This window comes from Variovorax sp. 05T418 (assembly GCF_056396385.1).
This window is the reverse complement of sequence record NZ_JBFTLJ010000006.1, coordinates 127,802-143,275: the sequence shown is the minus strand read 5'-3', so window position 1 is coordinate 143,275 and position 15,474 is coordinate 127,802. Positions and strand designations below refer to the sequence as shown.

12 protein-coding genes are annotated in these 15,474 nt (G+C 67.3%); 3 read left to right on the top strand and 9 right to left on the bottom strand.

All coding sequences use genetic code 11. The annotated features are described in order from the left end of the window. Positions 1-55: 55 nt before the first annotated feature. Positions 56-2,359 (bottom strand): NADP-dependent malic enzyme, encoded by a 2,304-nt coding sequence (locus AC1DMS_RS14405; RefSeq protein WP_015866734.1) that lies wholly within the window; start codon positions 2,357-2,359, stop codon positions 56-58. A gap of 219 nt (positions 2,360-2,578) precedes the next feature. Between AC1DMS_RS14405 and AC1DMS_RS14400 the strand changes: the two genes are divergently transcribed. Continuing rightward, a complete protein-coding gene (locus AC1DMS_RS14400) occupies positions 2,579-3,913 on the top strand; it encodes an NAD(P)/FAD-dependent oxidoreductase (protein WP_478181267.1) in 1,335 nt (444 codons plus the stop codon). Between the two features lie 3 nt (positions 3,914-3,916). Here the strand turns inward: AC1DMS_RS14400 and AC1DMS_RS14395 are convergent, their stop codons facing one another. Genes AC1DMS_RS14395 through gcl form a run of 3 tightly spaced genes read right to left on the bottom strand, consistent with a single transcriptional unit; the run spans position 3,917 to position 7,443 of the window. Next, entirely contained in the window at positions 3,917-4,825 is a 909-nt protein-coding gene (locus AC1DMS_RS14395; RefSeq protein WP_027730731.1) for a 2-hydroxy-3-oxopropionate reductase, read from the bottom strand. A gap of 28 nt (positions 4,826-4,853) precedes the next feature. After that, positions 4,854-5,633 (bottom strand): hydroxypyruvate isomerase, encoded by a 780-nt coding sequence (hyi, locus tag AC1DMS_RS14390; protein ID WP_436300621.1) that lies wholly within the window; start codon positions 5,631-5,633, stop codon positions 4,854-4,856. Between the two features lie 16 nt (positions 5,634-5,649). Next, positions 5,650-7,443: a glyoxylate carboligase gene (gcl, locus tag AC1DMS_RS14385; protein WP_478081733.1), complete on the bottom strand. Its 1,794-nt coding sequence runs from the start codon at positions 7,441-7,443 to the stop codon at positions 5,650-5,652. Between the two features lie 195 nt (positions 7,444-7,638). Here gcl and AC1DMS_RS14380 point away from each other — a divergent pair, with 195 nt between their 5' ends. Then, on the top strand, positions 7,639-8,541 hold the full coding sequence (locus AC1DMS_RS14380; RefSeq protein WP_278875855.1) for a LysR family transcriptional regulator: 903 nt from the start codon (positions 7,639-7,641) through the stop codon (positions 8,539-8,541). A 13-nt stretch (positions 8,542-8,554) separates the two neighbouring features. Here AC1DMS_RS14380 and AC1DMS_RS14375 read toward each other — a convergent pair whose 3' ends face one another. The 5 genes from AC1DMS_RS14375 to AC1DMS_RS14355 all read right to left on the bottom strand — a co-directional run bounded on the left by AC1DMS_RS14375 (position 8,555) and on the right by AC1DMS_RS14355 (position 13,885). Then, complete coding sequence (locus tag AC1DMS_RS14375; protein ID WP_478181266.1) at positions 8,555-10,054, bottom strand: carotenoid oxygenase family protein; 1,500 nt, start codon at positions 10,052-10,054, stop codon at positions 8,555-8,557. 13 nt (positions 10,055-10,067) lie between these two features. Further along, positions 10,068-10,499 (bottom strand): DUF2141 domain-containing protein, encoded by a 432-nt coding sequence (locus tag AC1DMS_RS14370; protein ID WP_478181265.1) that lies wholly within the window; start codon positions 10,497-10,499, stop codon positions 10,068-10,070. Positions 10,500-10,666: 167 nt separating this feature from the next. Then, positions 10,667-11,749, bottom strand: coding sequence for an AI-2E family transporter (locus AC1DMS_RS14365; RefSeq protein WP_015866726.1), 1,083 nt, complete (start codon positions 11,747-11,749; stop codon positions 10,667-10,669). A gap of 87 nt (positions 11,750-11,836) precedes the next feature. Beyond that, positions 11,837-12,541 (bottom strand): GntR family transcriptional regulator, encoded by a 705-nt coding sequence (locus AC1DMS_RS14360; protein WP_018905322.1) that lies wholly within the window; start codon positions 12,539-12,541, stop codon positions 11,837-11,839. Between the two features lie 9 nt (positions 12,542-12,550). After that, entirely contained in the window at positions 12,551-13,885 is a 1,335-nt protein-coding gene (locus AC1DMS_RS14355; RefSeq protein ID WP_412511600.1) for a C4-dicarboxylate transporter DctA, read from the bottom strand. A 230-nt stretch (positions 13,886-14,115) separates the two neighbouring features. Between AC1DMS_RS14355 and AC1DMS_RS14350 the strand changes: the two genes are divergently transcribed. Continuing rightward, the gene (locus AC1DMS_RS14350) at positions 14,116-15,453 is read left to right on the top strand and encodes a glycosyltransferase family 2 protein (protein ID WP_015866723.1); all 1,338 of its coding nucleotides are present in this window, start codon (positions 14,116-14,118) and stop codon (positions 15,451-15,453) included. Positions 15,454-15,474: the final 21 nt, after the last annotated feature.

The following is a 15,474-nucleotide window of genomic DNA, read 5'->3' as shown; positions in this document are numbered from 1 at the left end:
AATGAAAAACGCCCCGCGGCGTACTGCAGCGGGGCGTTGATTCAGGGAAAGCGGCCTACTTGAGCGCGGTCGTCGCGTTCGCCACCGCCAGCGCCGTCATGTTGACCACGCGCCGCACCGTCGATGAGGGCGTGAGCACATGCGCCGAGCCTGCGGCGCCGAGCAGGATCGGGCCGACGGTGATGCCGTTGGCGCCCGTCATCTTCAGCACGTTGTAGAGGATGTGGGCCGAGTCGAGGTTGGGGCACACGAGCAGGTTGGCTTCGCCGGTGAGCGTGCTCTCGGGCAGGGCGGTGCGGCGCACCTCTTCGGACAGCGCCGCGTCGCCGTGCATCTCGCCGTCGCATTCGATGTCGGGCGCCATCTGCGCGAACAGGTCGCGCGCGAGCCGCATCTTGCGCGCCGAGCCGCGGCTCGAGGTGCCGTAGTTCGAGTGCGAGAGAAAAGCCACCTTCGGCGGCAGGCCGAAGCGGCGCACCTCTTCGGCGGCCATCATGGCGATGCTCGCGAGCAGCTCGGCACTCGGGTCTTCGTTCACGTTGGTGTCGGTGATGAACACCGTGCGCTTCTCGAGCGTGAGCGCATTGAGCGTGGCGAAGCCCGGCGCGCCGCGCTTCAGGCCGATCAGGTTGCGGATGTGCTCCAGGTGCACGTCGAAGCGTCCGACCAGGCCGCAGATCATCGCGTCGGCGTCGCCCAGGTGCATCATCAGCGCGGCAATGGTGGTGTTGGAGCGGCGCACCATGGTCTTGGCGGCCTCGGGCGTGACGCCGCGGCGGCCCATGACCTTGTGGAAGGTCTCCCAGTAGGTGCGAAAGCGCGGATCGTCCTCGGGGTTGACGATCTCGAAGTCGGTTCCCGCGCGGATGTGCAGGCCGGCCTTCTGGATGCGCGCCTCGATCACGGCCGGGCGTCCCACCAGGATGGGCTGGGCCAGGCCTTCGTCGATGGCCCACTGCGCGGCGCGCAGCACGCGCTCGTCCTCGCCTTCGGCATAGGCCACGCGCTTGGCGGCCGCGATCTTGGCGGCGCTGAACACCGGGCGCATGAACATGCCGGTCTGGAACACGAAGCGCGTGAGGTGCTGGCGGTAGGCCTCCAGGTCCTCGATCGGGCGCGCGGCGACGCCGGAGGCGGCCGCCGCCTTGGCCACGGCCGGCGCAATGCGCAGGATGAGCCGCGAATCGAAGGGCTTGGGAATGATGTAGTCGGGCCCGAAGGACAGCTCCTGCCCGGCATAGGCGGTGGCCACTTCCTCGCTGATGTCGGCCTTGGTGAGCTCGGCAATCTCGCGCACGCAGGCCAGCTTCATTTCTTCCGTGATCTTGCTGGCGCCGCAATCGAGCGCGCCGCGGAAGATGTACGGGAAGCACAGCACGTTGTTGACCTGGTTCGGGTAGTCCGAACGGCCGGTGGCGATGATGCAGTCGGGCCGCACGGCCTTGGCGAGCTCGGGGCGGATCTCGGGCTCGGGGTTGGCCAGCGCCAGGATGATCGGCTGGCCGGCCATGGTCTTGACCATGTCGGCGCTCATCACGCCGGGCGCGGAGCAGCCCAGGAACACATCGGCGTCCTTCACCACGTCGGCCAGGGTGCGGGCGCCGGTGTCTTTCTGGGCGTAGCGCGCCTTGGAGTCGTCGAAGCCGCCCGCGCGGCCCATGTAGATCAGGCCCTTGGAGTCGCAGGCATAGATGTTGGCGGGCTTGGCGCCCAGGCCCACCATCACGTCCAGGCAGGCAATGGCGGCCGCGCCGGCGCCGGAGACGGCGATCTTGACCTCCTCGATCTTCTTGCCGACCAGTTCGAGGCCGTTGATGAGCGCCGCGGCCGAGATGATGGCCGTGCCGTGCTGGTCGTCATGGAACACCGGGATGTTCATGCGCTCGCGCAGCTTCTTCTCGATGTAGAAGCACTCGGGCGCCTTGATGTCTTCCAGGTTGATGCCGCCCAGCGTGGGCTCGAGCGCCGCGATGATCTCGACCAGCTTGTCGGGGTCGTTCTCGGCCAGTTCGATGTCGAACACGTCGATGCCGGCGAATTTCTTGAAGAGGCAGCCCTTGCCCTCCATCACGGGCTTGGCGGCCAGCGGGCCGATGTTGCCCAGGCCCAGCACCGCGGTGCCGTTGGTGACCACGCCCACCAGGTTGCCGCGCGCGGTGAACTCGGCCGCCATCGACGGATCGGCCGCGATGTCCAGGCACGGGTAGGCCACGCCGGGCGAATAGGCCAGCGACAGGTCGCGCTGGTTCAGGAGCGGCTTGGTCGGGCTGATGGAAATCTTGCCCTTGACGGGCGAGCGGTGGTATTCGCGCGCTGCTTCGCGAAGTGCTTCTTCGGCGGGTGACAGGTTAGCAGCCATGAAAAGTCTCCTTGTTTCTGACGGGCAATGAGGCTACCCCAAAAAACGGCTGCCTCTTCTCCGGGTGGGCACGGGTTTTGGTGCTCCAGGCGTGAATTTCCTGCATGCCGACTCGCTAAACTCCCGGCTGTTACCAGGATTTAACGCTTGGCCAACAGCCCGTGCATCGGCCTTGCGGCCGTCACCATCCACAACGAAGAACGACCAGGAGGGGAGCGCATGACGCCCGGACCTTTCACGAGTACAGAGCCCGACGTCGTGGTCATCGGCGGGGGCCCGGCGGGTTCCACCGTGGCCGCGTTGCTGGCGGACAAGGGCCACGACGTGGTGCTGTTCGAGAAGGCGCACCATCCGCGCTTTCACATCGGCGAATCGCTGCTGCCGATGAACATGCCGCTGTTCGACCGCCTGGGCGTGCGCACCGAGGTCGAAGCCATCGGCATTGCCAAGCACGGCGCCGAGTTCGTCTCGCCCTGGCATGACCACACCAGCCACTTCTTCTTCGGCGAGGCCATGGACAAGAGCTTTCCGTATGCGGTGCACGTGCGCCGCTCGGAGTTCGACGAGCTGCTGTTCCGCCATGCCGCCCGGCGCGGCGCGCGTACCTTCGAAGGCCAGCGCGTCATGGGCGTGGACATGGACGCCGGCAAGGGCGCAGACAAGCGCGCGCTGGTGAAGATCAAGGCCGAGGACGGCAGCGAAACCAGCTGGCGCCCGCGCTTCGTGATCGATGCGAGCGGCCGCGACACGGTGCTGTCGAACCAGTTCGACGCCAAGCAGCGCAACCGCAAGCACGCCAGCGCGGCCCTGTTCGGCCACTTTGCCAATGCGGAGCGCCGGCCCGGCCGCTACGAAGGCAACATCTCGCTCTTCTGGTTCGACCACGGCTGGTTCTGGTACATCCCGCTGAAGGACGGCACCGTGAGCGTCGGCGCCGTGGCGTCGCCCGCGTACTTCAAGCGGCGCAAGGGCACGCTCGAGGAGTTCCTGATGGAGACCATCGCGCTCGCGCCCAAGCTGGCCGCGCGCCTGAAGAACGCCACGCTGATGGAAGGCGCCACCACCACCGGCAACTACGCCTACGACTCCAAGTTCTGCCGCGGCGACCGCTTCATGATGGTCGGCGACGCCTATGCGTTCGTCGACCCGATGTTCTCGTCGGGCGTGTACCTGGCAATGAACAGCGCCTTCGAGAGCGCCGCCGCGGCCGACTTCTGGCTCAGGGGCGAGATGAAGGAAGCCGAGAAGGCCTTCCGCCGCTTCGACAAGGTGATGAAGCATGGCCCCAAGATGTTCTCGTGGTTCATCTACCGCATCACCTCGCCGGCCATCCGCCGGCTGTTCATGAACCCGCGCAACATCTGGCGCATGCAGGAGGCGCTGCTGTCCATCCTGGCGGGCGACCTGTTCCGCAACACGCCCATCGGCCCGCGCTTCTGGGGCTTCAAGATCACCTACTACGCCTCGTGCATCGGCATCCTGCCGCAGGCCATCAAGACCTGGGCATGGCGCCGGCGCAACCTGAAGGAATCGCTGGAAGCAGCGAAGACCTGAGCCTCAATCTGGCGTAACGGTGTGCTGCGCGAGTGCCTCGAGCGCACGCACCAGCGCCGAGTGGTCCTGCTGGCCATGGCCCAGTGCGGCGCAGGCGTTCATGAGCTGCGCCGCGCCCGCCGTCTGCGGCAGCGCCACGCCCAGCGCCCGTGCGCTCTGCAGCGCCAGGTTCAGGTCCTTCTGGTGCAGCGAGATGCGGAAGCCCGGCGCGAAGGTGCGCTTGATCATGCGTTCGCCGTGCACCTCGAGGATGCGCGAGCTCGCGAAGCCGCCCATCAGTGCCTGCCGCACCTTGGCCGGATCGGCGCCGGCCTTGGAGGCGAACAGCAGCGCCTCGCCCACGGCCGCGATGTTGAGTGCCACGATGATCTGGTTGGCCACCTTGCAGACCTGGCCATCGCCCACGTTGCCCACGAGCGTGACGTTCTTGCCCATCTTCTCGAGCAGCGGCCGCACCTGGCCGAAGGTGCCTTCGTCGCCGCCGCACATGATGGTGAGGCTGGCGGCCTTGGCGCCCACTTCGCCGCCCGAGACCGGCGCGTCGATGTAGCCGCAGCCGAGCGCGATGATGCGCTTGGCGAAGCCCTTGGTGGCAATCGGATCGATCGAGCTGCAGTCCACCACGATCTTGCCGCGCGAGTCCTTCAGGCCCTCGGCCACGCCCTGCGTGCCCGGCTCGCCGAACAGCACCTTTTCCACGTCGGGCGTGTCGGGCACCATGATGAAGATCACGTCGGCCTGGCGCGCCACCTCGGCCGCCGAGGCGCAGATGGTGGCCTTGGAGATGAAGGGCTCGGGCGTGTTGCCCTGGGTGTTGACGAAGAGCTGGTGCCCCGCGTCGAGCAGGTGGCCCGCCATGGGCGCGCCCATGATGCCGAGGCCGATGAATCCGATCTTTTGCGATTGCGACATGTCTTTGTTTCCGATCTGAAGTTGTCTTTTATTGCGTGAGCGCTTCGCGCCAGCCGAGGCCGTCCACGGTGTCGCTGCGCGGCTTGTATTCGCAGCCGATCCAGCCCTCGTAGCCGATCGAATCGATGTGCCGGAAGAGCCAGGGGTAGTTGATCTCGCCCGTGCCCGGCTCGCCGCGCCCGGGGTTGTCGGCCAGCTGGATGTGGCCGATCTGCGCAAGATGCTTCGAGAGCGTGTTGCCGAGCTCGCCTTCCATGCGCTGCGCGTGGTAGATGTCGTACTGCACCTTCAGGTTCGGCGAGCCCACCGCCTCGATGAGCGCGAGCGCCTTGTCGGTGCGGTTCAGGTAGAAGCCCGGGATGTCGAAGGTGTTGATCGGCTCGACCAGCAGGCGCAGGCCCGCGGCCTCGAGTTCGCGCGCGGCCAGGCGCAGGTTGTCGATCACCGTGCGGTTCACTACGTTGATGTCGGCGCCCTCGGGCACCTTGCCGACCAGGCAGTTGAGCTGCGGGCAGCCCAGGGCGGTGGCGTAGTCGATGGCCATGGCAATGCCTTCGCGGAATTCGCCGGTGCGGTCCGGATGGCAGGCGATGCCGCGCTCGCCCTTGTCCCAGTCGCCGGCCGGCAGGTTGTGCAGCACCTGCTGCAAACCGTTGGCGCGCAGCGCGGCTGCGAGCTCCTTCTTCTCGAAGGGGTAGGGAAACAGGTATTCCACCGCCTCGAAGCCGGCCTTGGCGGCGGCCTCGAAGCGCTGCATGAACGGCAGCTCGGTGAAGAGCATCGTGAGGTTGGCTGCGAACTTGGGCATGGTGTGTTGTTCCTCTTCAGTCCAGCATCTCGGCCGCGACGGCGGTCGGCGCATCGGCCGGATGCTCGGCCAGCGGCTCGAACTCGGTGATGTTGTCGATCTCGGTGCCCATCGCGATGTTGGTCACGCGCTCCAGCATCACCTCGATGACGACCGGCACGCTGAACTCGGCCATCAGTGCTTCGGCGCGCTGGATGGCCGGCGCGATCTCCTCCTGCCGGTTCACGCGGATCGCCTTGCAGCCCAGGCCTTCGACCACTTTCAGGTGGTCCACGCCGTAGCTGCTTTCGATGCCGGCATCGGGCCCCGCGTTGATGTTGTCGAACGCGAGCTGCACGCAGTAGTCCATCTCGAAGCCGCGCTGCGCCTGGCGGATCAGGCCAAGGTAGGAGTTGTTGACCACGATGTGGATGTACGGCAGCTTGAACTGCGCACCCACCGCGAGCTCCTCGATCATGAACTGGAAGTCGTAGTCGCCCGAGAGTGCGACGATCTTGCGCGAAGGGTCGGCCGCCCGCACGCCCAGCGCGGCGGGAATGGTCCAGCCCAGCGGGCCGGCCTGGCCGCAGTTGATCCAGTGGCGCGGGTTGTACACGTGCAGGAACTGCGCGGCCGCGATCTGCGAGAGGCCGATGGTGCTCACGTAGCAGGTGTCGTTGCTGAAGTTGTTGTTCATGCACTGGTACACGCGCTGCGGCTTCATCGGCACTTCGTCGAAGTTGGTCTTGCGCAGCATGGTCTTCTTGCGCTCGATGCACGACCTGGCCCACTCGCGGCGGTCGCGCAGCTTGCCGGCGGCCTTCATCTCCTCGGCCACTTCGACGAAGAGCGCGAGCGCGGCCTTGGCGTCGGACACGATGCCGAAGTCGGGCGTGAACACGCGGCCGATCTGCGTGGGCTCGATGTCCACGTGCACGAAGGTGCGGCCCTTGGTGTAGACGTCGACCGAACCCGTGTGCCGGTTGGCCCAACGGTTGCCGATGCCCAGCACGAAGTCGCTCGCGAGCATCGTCGCGTTGCCGTAGCGGTGGCTGGTCTGCAGGCCGCACATGCCGGCCATCAGCGGATGGTCGTCAGGGATTGCGCCCCAGCCCATCAGCGTGGGAATCACCGGCACGCCGGTGGTCTCGGCAAATCGCACCAGCAGGTCGGCCGCATCGGCGTTGATGACGCCGCCGCCGGCCACGATCAGCGGGCGCTCGGCGGCCTGGAGCATGCCGATGGCTTTTTCGATCTGGGCGCGCGTGGCGGCGGGCTTGTAGGGGGTGAGCGGCTGGTAGGCGTCGATGTCGAACTCGATCTCGGCCATCTGCACGTCGAAGGGCAGGTCGACCAGCACCGGGCCCGGGCGGCCCGATCGCATCAGGTGGAAGGCCTGCTGGAACACCTGCGGCACCTGGCCGGGCTCGCGCACCGTGACCGACCACTTGGTGACCGGCTTGGAGATCGACTCGATGTCCACCGCCTGGAAGTCTTCCTTGTAGAGCCGCGCGCGCGGCGCCTGGCCGGTGATGCAGAGAATGGGAATCGAATCGGCCCAGGCCGAGTACAGGCCCGTGATCATGTCGGTGCCCGCGGGCCCCGAGGTGCCGATGCACACGCCGATGTTGCCGGCCACGGCACGCGTGTAGCCCTCGGCCATGTGCGAGGCGCCCTCGACGTGGCGCGCGAGGATGTGAGAGATGGTGCCGCGCTGGCGCAGCGCGGAATACATCGGATTGATGGCCGCGCCGGGCACGCCGAAGGCCTGCGTCACGCCTTCCTTTTCCATCACCAGCACGGCGGCCTGGACCGCTTTCATTTTTGCCATGGGACTGTCTCCTTGAGTGGCGTCCACTGTAGGAAGAGCGGGCCATTCGAAGAAGACGGCTGCGGACCATAAAACCTATTCCAACGCGGAATAAGTGATTAACATGGGTCGCCGCCGGGCCGCCCCAAGGCGACCGCGCCCCCTCGGGGGGCAGCGATACACGCAGTGATGAGCGTGGGGGCCCCAAGGAGTGACATGGACAGATTGTTGGCAATGGAAATGTTCGTGCGCGTGGTCGAGACCGGCAGCTTCTCGAAGGCGGCGCTCGAATTCCACACCACCCAGCCCACCGTGACCAAGCAGGTCGCGGCCACCGAGGCGCGGCTGAAGGTGCGGCTGCTCAACCGCAACACGCGCGGCGTGAGCCTCACGGAGCCGGGCGCGCTCTACTACGAGAAGTGCAAGAGCATCGTGCGCGAGGCCGAGGAGGCCGAGAGCATCGTGCAGCTGCGCCAGAACCAGGCGCAGGGGCTGCTGCGCATCGGCACCTCGGTGGCCTTCGGCCGCCGCGTGGTGGTGCCGCTGGCGCTCGAATACATGCGCCGGCATCCGCAGGTGCAGCTCGACCTGAGCTTCGAGGACCGCTATGTCGACCTCATCGCGCAGGGCATCGACGTGGCCATCCGCATGGGCAAGCTGGCCGATTCGTCGCTGGGCGCGCGCTACCTGGGCACCAATCCCTGGGCCATGGTCGCGGCGCCGGGCTACCTGAAGAAGCACGGCACGCCCAAACGCGCGCAGGACCTGAGCGCGCACGTGGCGCTCATCTACAGCAGCGTGGTGGGCGACGAGTTCTGGCGCATGCACACGCCCAAGGGCGATCCGGTGACGGTGCCGGTCTCTGGGCGTTTCCGTTCGAACAACCTCTCTGCCGTGCTGGCCGCGGCGCGCGACGGACTGGGCATTGCGCTGATGCCGCGCTATGTGGCGAGCGAATCGCTGGCCTCGGGCAAGGTGCTCGAAGTGCTGGGCGACCACAAGCTGCCCGAGCAGGAGATCCACGCCGTCTTTCCCTCGCCCAAGCTGGTGCCGGGCAAGGTGTCGGGCTTCGTGGCCTTTCTGCAGGGGCGCTTTGCCGAAGGCTGGTGGGGCGGCTGAGCGCGCCTCTTCTTCAGGCCGGCACGAAGGCGCCGTGCAGGCCCAGCGGCAGCGCATAGGGCAGGGTGGCCTGCGCCACCGGGCCCGCCGCCAGGTGGTCGGCCGCAAAGCACGACAGCACGGTCTTCTGCCGGCCGAAATCGAGCACCGTGCCCAGCACCCAGCCCGGCCCGGTGCCGTCCGGCACGAAGACATGCTCTTCCACCATGGCCTGCGCGCCGTAGCTGAAGCGCTGGCTGCGGCCGCTTTCGACATCGGTCCGCGCGATGGCGCCGAAGCCCGGCACATCGAGGCGCGTCTGGGTGGCATGAACCACCTGGCGGTGCCGCAGGCCGACGCGCCGCGGGTCGATGCGCGGAAACTCGGCTTCCTGCGCCAGCGCCTGCTGCGTGGCCCGGCCGGTGCCGAGGTTCAGCATGGCGACGGTCAGCCGCGGGTGGGTGCTCTTCACGCGGCGCGCGCGCATCACTTCGCGGTTGGTCGTGAACACCGAGTCGGCGTTGTCCGAACGCACGTAGTCGATGTGGACGAGGGTGCCGCGCGGCGTGTCTTCTTCCCAGGCATTGCCGACGTGGAACAGGAAGCCGGCCGGCAGCGCGAGCAGCTGGCGCTGCTCCCAGTTCTGCTTGTCGACCACCAGGGCGCGCATGCCGAGTTCCGGCCGCCAGACATGGGCGTCGAGAAAGCTCGCACCCGCCTCCTTGCGCTTGCCGTCGTAGACCAGCGGCGGCATCAGGAACACCAGGTGCCGTTCGGTCACGGCGAAGTCATGGACCATCGGCATGTCGGCCACCGGCACCACGGCTGCGCGCCGCAGCGTGCCTTCGGGCGCAATCTCGTACAGCGCCAGCAGGCCCTGGCCGGAGCTCACGCCAAAGTTCCACACCGTGCCGTCCGGATCGACCTTGGGATGGGCCGAGAACGGCATGCCCGCGAGGTCGGGCCGCCAGGTCTTCACGCCCAGCGTGTCCAGCGTGCGCGCATCGACGCGCGTGGCCGAGCCGCCTTCCCAGAGCGCCAGCACCTCGCCCTGCATCGGCAGCACGCTGGTGTTGGCGACGTTGATGCTGTCGGCCGAGGTCGGCGGCTCGACGCCCGGCGGCATGGTGCCGAAGGCCTCGAACAGGCGGCGGCCGGCCCGCACCTCGGCCACGCGCTTGGGCGTGGCGACATAGCGGCCCTGGTGCCGCACGTGGGCCCCGTCGATCACGAAGCGGTGCACCATGCCGTCGCCGTCGAACCAGTGGTGGTAGCGCTCGCCGCCCAGGTCGTGGCCGGCCGGGCCGATGCGAAACAGCGTGCCGGCCACGGCATCGGGAAAGCGCCCGCGCACCGTGGCGCGGGTCAGCGGCAGGTCGGCCGGGGGCGTGGCGAAGCCGGTCTTCCAGGGCGCACCGGCGGCTTCGAACTGGGCTTGCCAGTCGTCGGCAGCGCCGGCCGCGCGGGCCAGCGGTGGCAAGAGGTGCAGGGCGCCGGCCGAAGCCAGCAGGCGCAGGAGTTCGCGTCGTTCCATGGAGATTTGCTCCTCAGCGCAGGTGGATGACGGTCTGCAGGTCGGCATCGACGCTGATCGCCGCGGCGTCGAAGGCGGGCGCGGCGCGGTTGCCCTTCGCGTCGTTCGAGAAGCCGTAGCGCTCGGTCGGCATGCCCATGAGGTTGGTGTCGAGCTTGCCGTTGCCGTTCTCGTCGGCGAACGCCCGCAGCGCGTACCGGCCCGGCGCCAGTCCTGTGAAAACGAGCCGGGCCTTGCCGCCCTGCATGGGCGCGGTCTGCGAGGCCACGGCCTTGCTGTCGGCGTAGCTCGCGGCGTCGTTGTACAGCGCCAGGTACAGCGTGGCTACGCCGGCCGGACCGTCGGCCACGTTCACGTTCAGGTCGGCCGCGAGCGCGGCCAGCGGGGAGAGCAGCGCCGCGGCGCAAAGGGCGCGCAGGCTCGCTGGGGGCTGTAGAAAGTTCATGGGACAGAGGCCTCGTCGGAAGTTGGAGGCCCCGACGATCCCGCAAGCGCCGCGCGCCGCCCAGCGCGATGCGACGAAGCGCGCCAACACCCGCGCGAAATGCACCCGGCCGGCGCAGGGCGCGCCCGCCTCGGCCGTCCGGCCCGCGGCCGCGAGTCAGCCGGGCTTCAGCTGCCCTTCTTGTCCTCGCCGGGGCTGGTCTCCAGCTGGCCCGACTCCACGAACAGGCTCCACGCCGCCATGAACAGCGCCGCGATCACCGGACCGATCACGAAGCCGTTGATGCCGAAGATCGCCATGCCGCCGATGGTCGACATCAGCACGATGTAGTCGGGCATCTGCGTGTCCTTGCCCACCAGCACCGGGCGCAGGATGTTGTCGACCAGGCCGATCACGAACACGCCCACGAAGACCAGGATGCCGCCCTGCCAGAAATGGCCGGTGGCAAGGAAATAGATGGCCACCGGCCCCCAGATGAGCGCCGCGCCCACCGCGGGCAGCAGCGACAGGAAGGCCATCAGCACGGCCCACAGCAGCGCACCCTGCACGCCCAGCAGCCAGAAGGCCAGCCCGCCGATCGCGCCCTGCGCAATGGCCACCGCCACGTTGCCCTTGACGGTGGCGCGGATCACGGTGGTGAACTTGTTGAGCAGGTAGTGCGTGTGCGGCCTGGCGAGCGGCACGGCCTCGCGCATCGATTTCGAAAGCGCCGAGCCGTCGCGCACCAGGAAATACAGCAGGTACAGCATCACGAAGAAGCTGATGACGAAGTCGAAGGTGTTCTGGCCGATGGTCAGCGCCTGGCCCGCGATGAGCTGGCTGCCCTGTGCCGCGCCCGCGGAGATGCGGGCCTGCCAGGCCTCCATGTCGCCGAGGTTGAAGCGGTCGAACAGGTTCAGCAGCCATTGCGGCACGGCGTTGAGGATCTGCTGGAAGTAGGCCGCGAAATTGATCTGCCCCGAGCGGATGCTCTGCGTGACCTGCACGATCTCCTGCACCAGCGACACGCCCACCATGGCCAGCGGGAGAATCACGATGAAGAGGCAGATGGCCAGCGTCGACAGCGCCGCGGCATTGGGCTTGCCGGGCATGGCCTTGAGCAGCCGCTTGTAGAGCGGCGTGAACAGGATGGCCAGGGCCACGCCCCACAGCACCGCGCCGAAGAACGGCATCAGCACCCAGAGGAAGGCGACCGTGACGGCGGCGAGCAGGGCGAGGAACACGCCGCGCTGGAGTTGGGGTGAATTCATAGGTGATTCGGACTGTAGCCGAGCCTGAATGCACCGCCGTGTCGGTCGGCACGCCCTTGTGCGGTGGCGCCACCGGGCGCCCGGAGGTCAGCGCCTGGCGCGCGGCAGCGCCACCGGCGCCAGCGTGGCGCGCAGCCGGGCGGGCGCGTCGGGCCCGGCCGTGGTTTCGACCTCGAGCGAGCGCTCGACGTTGCCGATGTGCTCGATCATCAGCTGGCGCGCCCGGGCCGTGTCGCCGGCCTCCAGCGCGGCCACGATGGCGCCGTGCTCCGCGCAGGACTGGCCGGCCTCGTGCCTGGACTGGTAGAGCGTGGCGGCCAGCGTGGTGCGGGCCGTGAGGTCGCGCAGCACGTCGACCAGCAACTGGTGGCCCATCTGCTCGGCCAGGCAGACGTGGAAATCGGCCAGCAGGAAGGCGCGCGTGGCGGCGTCGGCGCCCTCGATGGCGCGCTGCTCGTCTGCAATGTGGTCGCGCAGCTTGCGGATGGCCTGCTGCAGCGGCCGGCCTTCGCTTTCGGCCAGGATGCCCGCCTCGACGATGCGCCGCGCCGAGAAGGCGTCGCGCGCTTCCTCGGCCGAGGGCTCCACCACGTACCAGCCGCGGCGCGACTGCACCTCGACGAAGCCGCGCGCCTGCAGCTGCATGAGCGCCTCGCGCACCATGGTCCGGCTCACCGCGAAGTTCTCGGCCAGCGCCTGCTCGCCCAGCCGCTCGCCCGGCGCGAGCTTTTGCGCCAGGATGGCCTCGACCACGCGCTCGGCGATGGAGGTGGGGTTGACGTCGGTCGCCATCGCGCGTTTTCAGCGGCTGGCGGCGCCGGCGCCCACGGGGACGGCCGGCACCTCGGGCTCGGCCAGCGGCTCGTCGTCCGGGGAGTAGGAGCCGTCGAGCACCGCATGGGCGCGCTCGCGGTCGATGTCGCCTTCCCAGGCCGCGATGGCCACCGTGGCCACGCAGTTGCCGATCAGGTTGCCCAGCGCGCGCGCGATGCCCATGAACCAGTCGACCGAGAGCACCAGCACCAGCCCGATGGCCGGAATGGCGGGAATCGCGTGCAGCGTGGCGGCCAGCACCACGATGGCCGAGCCCGGCACGCCGTGCGCGCCCTTGGAGGTGACCAGCGCGATCGCCAGGATGGTCAGCAGGTCCGCCATCGAGATCGGCGTGTTGGTGGCCTGCGCGATGAACACCGCCGCGAGCGTGATGTAGATCGAGAAGGCGTCCAGGTTGAACGAATAGCCCGTGGGAATCACCAGGCCCACTGTCGAGTCGCGGATGCCCATGCGGCGCAGCTTGGCCATGATCTGCGGCAGCACGCTGTCCGACGAGGTGGTGGCAAACACGATGGCCAGCTCCTCGCGCAGGTAGCGCAGCAGCTTCCAGAGGCTGAAGCCCGACATGCGCATGACCAGCCCGAGCACCACGAACACGAAGACCAGCACCGCGCCGTAGAAGAGGGCCACCAGCATGCCCAGCTGCTTGAGCGAACCGATGCCGTACTTGCCCACCGTGAACGCAATGGCCCCCAGCACGCCGAGCGGCGCCAGCTTGATGAGGATGCCCATGATCTTGAACAGCACCAGCGAAAGCGCATCCACCACCGCGGCCACCGGCTTGCCACGCTCGCCCAAGAGCGACAGCGCGCATCCGAACAGCACCGCGAACAGCAGCACCTGCAGCACGTCGCCGGTGGCAAAGGCGTTGACCACCGTGGTGGGGATCAGCTTCATCAGGAACTCGACCGTGCCGCCGCTGGTGAGCTTGTCGGCGTTCGAGGCATAGGCGCTCATGGCCGTGGCGTCGAGCTTGCCCGGGTCCACGTTCATGCCCACGCCGGGCTGGAACACGAAGGCCAGCACCAGCCCCAGCGCCAGCGCAACGGTGGTGAGCACCTCGAAGTAGATCAGCGCCTTCACGCCGACCCGCCCCACGCGCTTGAGGTCGCCCGCGCCCGCGATGCCGTGCACCACCACGCAGAACACCAGCACCGGGATGATCATCTTGATCAGCTTGATGAAGCCGTCGCCGAGCGGCTTGAGCTTGACGGCGAACTCCGGCAAGAAGAGGCCGGCGAGCACGCCGAGCACCAGGGCAATGACGACCTGGCCGAAGAGCGATTTGGCGAAGCGAGGCATGGAAGTCTCCTTGTATGTCTTGGCGGTGTTTGCATGCAAGGATCGCTTTTCTTGCATACAAGCAATGTAGGCAAGAAGACTTCGAGGGAGGCAGAGGGTATTCCCGGGCTCCTGGGTTGAAGGGGCCGGGGCGCAGCGTCTCCCAGTGTTGTTAACAGTCTCCAAGAATGTAACCAGACTGTTCGCGTCGTTTGTCGAGAGTTACATTCGATGGAACACTCGAGAGCGACATGAACGAAGAAGGCCAGAAGGCGCTGCAGCCAATGATTTACCTGCCCGTATCGGGCAAGTTTGTCATTGCGTTGATTGGCGCCAGCGCCTGGATGTGGTTCTCGATATGGGCCGCGGGCCCCTGGCTGGCCGACCTGACGGATCGGGTGGGGATGGCCCTGGCCATTTTCCTGGTGTATGGCATTGCCGTTGTTCCGGGCTTCATGAATGCGTTCCTGGCCATCAGCCTGCTGCTGGACAGGAGGCCGGCGCATCCCGCGTTGGCCGTCTATCCCCCGATCTCCATCCTGATTGCCGCCTACAACGAGGAAGCGTCCATCGACGAGACGCTGGTCAGCATCGATCGGCAGAACTACCCGGGCGAACTGCAGGTGATCGTGATCAACGACGGGTCTGCGGACGGCACCTCGCTTGTCGTGCAGCGTGCCCGGGAACGGTATCCGTGGCTGACCTTCCTGGACCTGGAAAAGAATGGCGGCAAGGCGCGCGCGCTGAACATCGGGTTCAAGGAGGTGGCGCACGACCTGGTCATCACCGTCGATGCCGACTCCTTCCTCTACCGTGGCGCTTTGACCAGCATCGTCGAGCGCTATCGCGCCGACCCGCCCCATACGCGGGCCGTCGCAGGAAAGATCCTGGTCCGCAACTCGCGGCTGAACTGGATCACCCGCTGCCAGGAATGGGACTACTTCCATGGCATTGCCGCCATCAAGCGCGTGCAGTCGCTGTTCCAGGGCACCCTGGTTGCGCAGGGTGCGTTTTCGATCTACGACCGGGCCGCGCTGGTCGAGGTTGGCGGATGGCCCGAATGCGTGGGCGAGGACATCGTGCTCACCTGGGCCCTGCTGAAAGCCGGCTACCGGGTGGGCCACTGCGAGGACGCGTGCCTGTTCACCAATGTGCCCACCACCGTCAAGCAATTGGTCAAGCAGCGCCAGCGATGGGCGCGGGGCATGGCGGAAGCCTTCATCAAGCACCCGGGGATCCTGGTCAAGCCGCGCCTGTCGACCTTCTTCATCTATTGGAACCTGCTGTTTCCGTGGCTGGACCTGGCATGCACCATCGGCTTCATTCCCGGAATCATCCTCGCGTTCTTCGGCCACTACTGGATCGTCGGGATCATGACCCTCGCGTTGATCCCGGCCACCTTCGCATTGAGCCTGCTCATGTTCCGGATCGAACGCCGGATGTTCAGGAAGACAGGCCTCGTGGTGCGAAAGAACGTCCAGGGCTTCTTCGTCTACGTGCTGCTGTACAGCCTGATCCTGCAGCCTGCCAGCGTGCTCGGCTACCTCGATGAGCTGTTCAGGAAGCCCAAGGCCTGGGGAACCAAATGAAGGGGCTGCCGAGGTGTCTTG

Bases quoted from the DNA above. Each gene is read 5' to 3' on its own strand.
- AC1DMS_RS14405 (WP_015866734.1), bottom strand. From the start codon at position 2,359: ATGGCTGCTAACCTGTCACCCGCCGAAGAAGCACTTCGCGAAGCAGCG.
- AC1DMS_RS14400 (WP_478181267.1), top strand. From the start codon at position 2,579: ATGACGCCCGGACCTTTCACGAGTACAGAGCCCGACGTCGTGGTCATC.
- AC1DMS_RS14395 (WP_027730731.1), bottom strand. From the start codon at position 4,825: ATGTCGCAATCGCAAAAGATCGGATTCATCGGCCTCGGCATCATGGGC.
- hyi (WP_436300621.1), bottom strand. From the start codon at position 5,633: ATGCCCAAGTTCGCAGCCAACCTCACGATGCTCTTCACCGAGCTGCCG.
- gcl (WP_478081733.1), bottom strand. From the start codon at position 7,443: ATGGCAAAAATGAAAGCGGTCCAGGCCGCCGTGCTGGTGATGGAAAAG.
- AC1DMS_RS14380 (WP_278875855.1), top strand. From the start codon at position 7,639: ATGGACAGATTGTTGGCAATGGAAATGTTCGTGCGCGTGGTCGAGACC.
- AC1DMS_RS14375 (WP_478181266.1), bottom strand. From the start codon at position 10,054: ATGGAACGACGCGAACTCCTGCGCCTGCTGGCTTCGGCCGGCGCCCTG.
- AC1DMS_RS14370 (WP_478181265.1), bottom strand. From the start codon at position 10,499: ATGAACTTTCTACAGCCCCCAGCGAGCCTGCGCGCCCTTTGCGCCGCG.
- AC1DMS_RS14365 (WP_015866726.1), bottom strand. From the start codon at position 11,749: ATGAATTCACCCCAACTCCAGCGCGGCGTGTTCCTCGCCCTGCTCGCC.
- AC1DMS_RS14360 (WP_018905322.1), bottom strand. From the start codon at position 12,541: ATGGCGACCGACGTCAACCCCACCTCCATCGCCGAGCGCGTGGTCGAG.
- AC1DMS_RS14355 (WP_412511600.1), bottom strand. From the start codon at position 13,885: ATGCCTCGCTTCGCCAAATCGCTCTTCGGCCAGGTCGTCATTGCCCTG.
- AC1DMS_RS14350 (WP_015866723.1), top strand. From the start codon at position 14,116: ATGAACGAAGAAGGCCAGAAGGCGCTGCAGCCAATGATTTACCTGCCC.